Here is a 4,708-nt window from a genome sequence, read left to right as displayed (position 1 = left end):
CTGTCTAGTTCCGAAAGGCGTTCCACGCCACTCGGAGGACGGCGGGCCGGACGGTCGCGTACTATTGACAGCGCGCCTTTTCTGTGTCTAGAACCTCCCATTCCATACTCCATACGTCCTTGCGAGAAATCCCCATGGCCAAGATTTTTGATATGATACTCGGTATTTTCTCCAACGACCTCGCGATTGACCTCGGCACCGCAAACACCTGCGTGTACGTCAAGGGCAAGGGCATTGTGCTCCGCGAGCCGTCGGTGGTGGCGGTCAAGAAAGACAACCGCGGCAACAATCAGGTGCTCGCCGTCGGTTCCGAAGCCAAGCGCATGCTCGGTCGCGCTCCCGGCAACATTCGCGCCATCCGCCCCATGAAGGACGGCGTCATTGCCGACTTCGAGGTGACGGAAGCCATGCTGCGGTATTTTATTTCCAAGGTTCACAATCAGCGTCGTCTCGTGCGTCCGCGCATCATGATCTGCGTGCCCACCGGCATCACCCAGGTGGAAAAGCGCGCCGTCAAGGAATCCGCGCTCAGCGCCGGCGCCCGTGAAGTCTTCCTCATTGAGGAACCCATGGCCGCGGCCATCGGCGCCAATCTTCCCATTCAGGAACCCACCGCCAACATGGTGGTCGACATCGGCGGCGGCACCACGGAAGTGGCGGTCATTTCCCTTTCGGGCATCGTGTATTCCCGTTCCGTGCGCGTGGGCGGCGACAAGATGGATGAAGCCATTCTCCGCCACGTCAAGCGCAAGTACAACATGCTCATAGGCGAATCCACCGCCGAAGAGATCAAGATTCAGATCGCCTCCGCCTATCCCATGGAAGAGGAAAAGGAAATCGAGGTCAAGGGTCGCGATCTCGTCACGGGCATCCCGCAGACCATCATCATTACCTCGGAAGAAGTGCGCAAGGCCATCGCCGAGCAGGTGGACGCCATTGTGCAGGCCGTGCGTCAGGCCCTCGAACAGACCCCGCCCGAACTCGCCGCCGACGTCGTCGAACGCGGCATCGTGCTCACCGGCGGCGGCGCGCTGCTGCGCGGTCTGGATCAGCTTCTGCGCGAAGACACCTCGCTGCCCATCTTCAGTGTGGACGATCCCCTCGCCACCGTGGTCATGGGCACGGGCATCGCGCTCGACAACATGCGCACCATGCGCGAGGTGTGCATAGACTAGCTCTTGATCCCTCCCCTGCCGACCGGGGGAGGGATTTCATGCCCAACGCAGGAGTCGCCCCGCCTTGCTGCCCCGACGCATCATTCTTCTCATCATCTGCACGCTGCTGCTTTTTCTGGGCATCTACACCTGGAATCAGCGCACCGGACAGTGGGACAGGCTGTGCGCCGCCGTGGGACTCGAATTCACCGGGGGCATCATGCGCGGCCTCGACAGCATTGAGGATTCCCTCTCCGACGTGTGGAACAGCTATGTCGATCTGCGCGACGTGCGCCGTCAGAACGACGAGCTGCGCGAACGGCTCCGCATTCTCGAACAGCGCCTCGCCGGAACCAGCGAGGAACGCGCCGAACTCGAACGCCTGCGTCGGCTCATGCACCTTGAGTATCCGGCGTCGTGGCCTGCGCGCGCAAGCCGCGTGCTGGCCTGGCGCATGGGCCCCAATGCGGCGCTTTCCACCATCATGCTTTCGAGCGGCTACATGAGCGGAGCCGCGCCGGGCACGCCGGTCACGTCCTGGGCGGGCGGGGTGGGCCGCGTGCTCAAGGCGGGCCCCAGCACCTCCGTGGCGCTGCTTCTTACCGATACCGGCTCGCGCGTGGCGGTCATCACGTCCGAGGGCCGCGTGCAGGGCATACTTTCGGGCGGCGGCCCCGGGCTTCCCCTCGAACTTCGCTTCGTGCGTCAGAACGCTCCCGTGCGCGTGGGCGAGCTTCTGGTCACCTCCGGCGTGGATTCCTGCTATCCCAAGGGCATTCCCGTGGCTCGCGTGACGGCCATATCCACGGGCGGGGCGTCGCGTTCCGGGGCGTCGGTGCTCGAAATTCAGGCCGAACCCCTCGTGGATTTCCACAGACTTGAGGAAGTGTTTCTGCTCCAGCGTCCGGCCGATTCCATCACGCCCGAGAGCGACGCCGTTTATACGCGCCGCACGCCGGTGCTGGAAAAGCCCGAGGAACCGGCTCCCGAAGCGGGAGGCGCCCAATGAGCTGGGCGAGCGCCGGCTGGTGGCTCTGCTATGCGTTCATAGGCGTTGCGCTTCAGGCCCTGCTGCCCGGTCTTGATTTTCTTCTGCCGGGATTCATTCTGGCGCTTCAGGAGAGAAATTTCCCTCAGGTGCTGGCCGTGGGAGCGTTTTTCGTGCTGCTTCAGGAAGGCATGGGAAGCATGGCTTTCGGCGGCACGCTTTTGTGGTACGCGCTGGCGGCCATCGTGTTCCACGTGGGCTGCGGACTGCTGCAGGGCACGGGCTTCTTGTTTGTGACGCTGTTCGGCATACTGCTTTCCTGCGCGCATTATCTGATTTTCGCCACGCTTTCCGCGCTTCAGGACATCCCGTGGAATCCCTCGCTGCTTCTGGACGAATGCCTGTTTCAGGCGCTGTTCACGCCGTGGGTGTGGTGGGTGGCCGCGGCGCTGCGCCGCAAGGTGATCCATGAAGATAGAAACCGGCAACGATGAATATCAGCCGCCGAAAAGCGGACTTCTTCTTCTCCAGTGCTGCATAGTGCTGCTCTTTGCGCTGTTCTGCGCGCGTTTCTGGTATTTGCAGATACACCGCGGCGCGGACTACGTGCGCATGGCGCAGGAAAACCGCCTGCGCGACGAACGTATTTTTGCGCCGCGCGGTGAAATTTATGATGCGTCGGGCGAGCTGGTGGCGGAAAACCGCACGGCCTACGGACTCGCGCTGGTGCGGGAATACTGTCCGGACATCTCGGCGGCGCTCGCGCAGGTGAGCGCCTGGACCGGCGTGCCTCTCGATCGCCTCAACGCGCGCTATGAGCAGGATCGCAGCAAGGGCCGCAGTTTTGACCCCATCCTGCTGCTCACCGACATGCCTTTCGAGCAGGTGGCGCCCATCGAGGCCGAACTCTACAAGTGGCCCGGTCTGCGCGTGGTGACGCATTCTCGGCGCTACTATCCGGAAGGGGAGGCGTTTTCGCATATTCTGGGCTACGTGGCCGAAGCCAGTGAAAAGGAACTGGCCGAAGATCCCGACCTCTCGCTCGGTGACATGGTGGGGCGTCAGGGCCTGGAAAGCGTGCTGGAACGGCGTCTGCGCGGACAAAAAGGTCTGTACCGACTGGAAGTGGACGTGCTCGGCAGACCGCTCAGCCGCACGCTCATAGAGTCGCCGCACATGGGGCAGAACGTGACTCTGTCCATCGACTCGCGGCTTCAGCACGCGGTCATGGAGGCGATGGGCGACTATTCGGGCAGCGTGGTGGTCATGGATCCCGATTCCGGCAAGCTGCTCGCGCTGGTGACGCGCCCCGCCTACGACAACAATATTTTCATCGGCGGGCTTTCGGCGCGCGACTGGAACGCTCTGCGCAGCGATCCGCGTTTTCCGCTCCAGAACCGCGCCATCCAGAGCGCCTATCCTGCGGGATCGGTGTGGAAGCTCATGATGGTGGGCATGCTGCTTGAGCACGGCGTGTCTCCGCAGGAAAAGGTGTTCTGTCCCGGACAGTTCACGCTCGGCAATCATACGTTCCGCTGCTGGCGGCGCGGCGGGCACGGCTCCGTGGACATGGAGCATTCGCTCATTTATTCCTGCGACGTGTATTTCTACAGCATGGCGGTGAAGCTGGGCATCAACAACATGGAAGCCTTTGCCCGCGCCTGCGGCTACGGCCGCGAGACCGGCATAGATCTGCCCTACGAGACCACGGGGCTCGTGCCCTCCCGCGAATGGAAGAAGCGCCGCTTCGGCGAAGCCTGGCAGCAGGGCGACACGGTGAACGCCTCCATCGGGCAGGGCCATGTGCTCGTGACCCCGCTCCAGACCGCGGTGTTTCTTTCGTCCATCATCAACGGCGGCTATCTTCTCAAGCCGCAGCTCATTGCCGACGCTCCCCGCGAGGTCACGGGCAAGACGCCCATTTCCGACGCCCACCGCGAATGGATCAAAAAAGCCATGGTGCAGACCGTGGAGGCCCCGGGCGCGACAGCCAAGGTGCTGAAAAGAAAGGATATGACCATAGGCGGCAAAACAGGTACCGCTCAGGTGGTCAAGATCAAGATGCAGGGCGACCGCCGCGTGAAGACCGCCGAAATGGAATTCCGCCAGCGCGACCACGCCTGGATAGGCTCCTGGGGCGAAAAGGACGGCAAACGCGTCGTCGTCGTTACCATGATCGAACACGGCGGCGGCGGTGGCGCCGTGGCCGGCCCCGTCACCAAGGCCGTCTACAACATCCTCTTCCCCCCGGAACCCGACGCCAAACCCGCTAAACGCAAATAGCAGGAAAGGCAGAAAGAGAGGAAAGGCAGGAAAGGCATGCGGGGGAAATAATTCCCCCCGCACCCCCCTGTTTCTGCCTCCCGGCTTCGCCGGATCGGCAGGACAGGGTGAACGGGAAGATTATGCCCGAAGCAAAGGGCGAAGGGGGAGAGTGAAGGCCGGAAAACCGTCTCTCAACGCTCTGGGGCCCCGGGCGACGTCAGGAGCCCGGCCGACGGCCGCAAGTAGCCGGAATTCATTTCCGGCGTTAAACGCAGCCGCCGTCGTGCAAGTCAAGCAGCCC

Annotated in this window: 4 protein-coding genes; all 4 read left to right on the top strand. The window is 62.9% G+C overall.

The features are described 5' to 3' along the window. The first annotated feature begins 134 nt into the window (after positions 1 to 134). A complete protein-coding gene (locus tag ACZM96_RS09040) occupies positions 135 to 1,175 on the top strand; it encodes a rod shape-determining protein (protein WP_294446731.1) in 1,041 nt (346 codons plus the stop codon). Between the two features lie 64 nt (positions 1,176 to 1,239). Beyond that, positions 1,240 to 2,163, top strand: coding sequence for a rod shape-determining protein MreC (gene mreC / locus ACZM96_RS09035; RefSeq protein ID WP_489488650.1), 924 nt, complete (start codon positions 1,240 to 1,242; stop codon positions 2,161 to 2,163). Then, the gene (locus ACZM96_RS09030; RefSeq protein ID WP_294488181.1) at positions 2,160 to 2,636 is read left to right on the top strand and encodes a hypothetical protein; all 477 of its coding nucleotides are present in this window, start codon (positions 2,160 to 2,162) and stop codon (positions 2,634 to 2,636) included. The genes mreC and ACZM96_RS09030 overlap by 4 nt, the downstream gene beginning before the upstream one ends. Next, complete coding sequence (gene mrdA, locus ACZM96_RS09025) at positions 2,611 to 4,425, top strand: penicillin-binding protein 2 (protein WP_489488648.1); 1,815 nt, start codon at positions 2,611 to 2,613, stop codon at positions 4,423 to 4,425. The genes ACZM96_RS09030 and mrdA overlap by 26 nt, the downstream gene beginning before the upstream one ends. The last annotated feature ends 283 nt before the right edge of the window (positions 4,426 to 4,708 follow it).

It is taken from the genome of Mailhella sp. (genome assembly GCF_057866825.1).
This window is presented reverse-complemented; position numbering and strand designations above follow the sequence as displayed.

What these genes read in the sequence shown, in the direction of transcription:
- ACZM96_RS09040 (WP_294446731.1), top strand. Translation starts at nt 135, where the DNA reads ATGGCCAAGATTTTTGATATGATACTCGGTATTTTCTCCAACGACCTC.
- ACZM96_RS09030 (WP_294488181.1), top strand. Translation starts at nt 2,160, where the DNA reads ATGAGCTGGGCGAGCGCCGGCTGGTGGCTCTGCTATGCGTTCATAGGC.
- mrdA (WP_489488648.1), top strand. Translation starts at nt 2,611, where the DNA reads ATGAAGATAGAAACCGGCAACGATGAATATCAGCCGCCGAAAAGCGGA.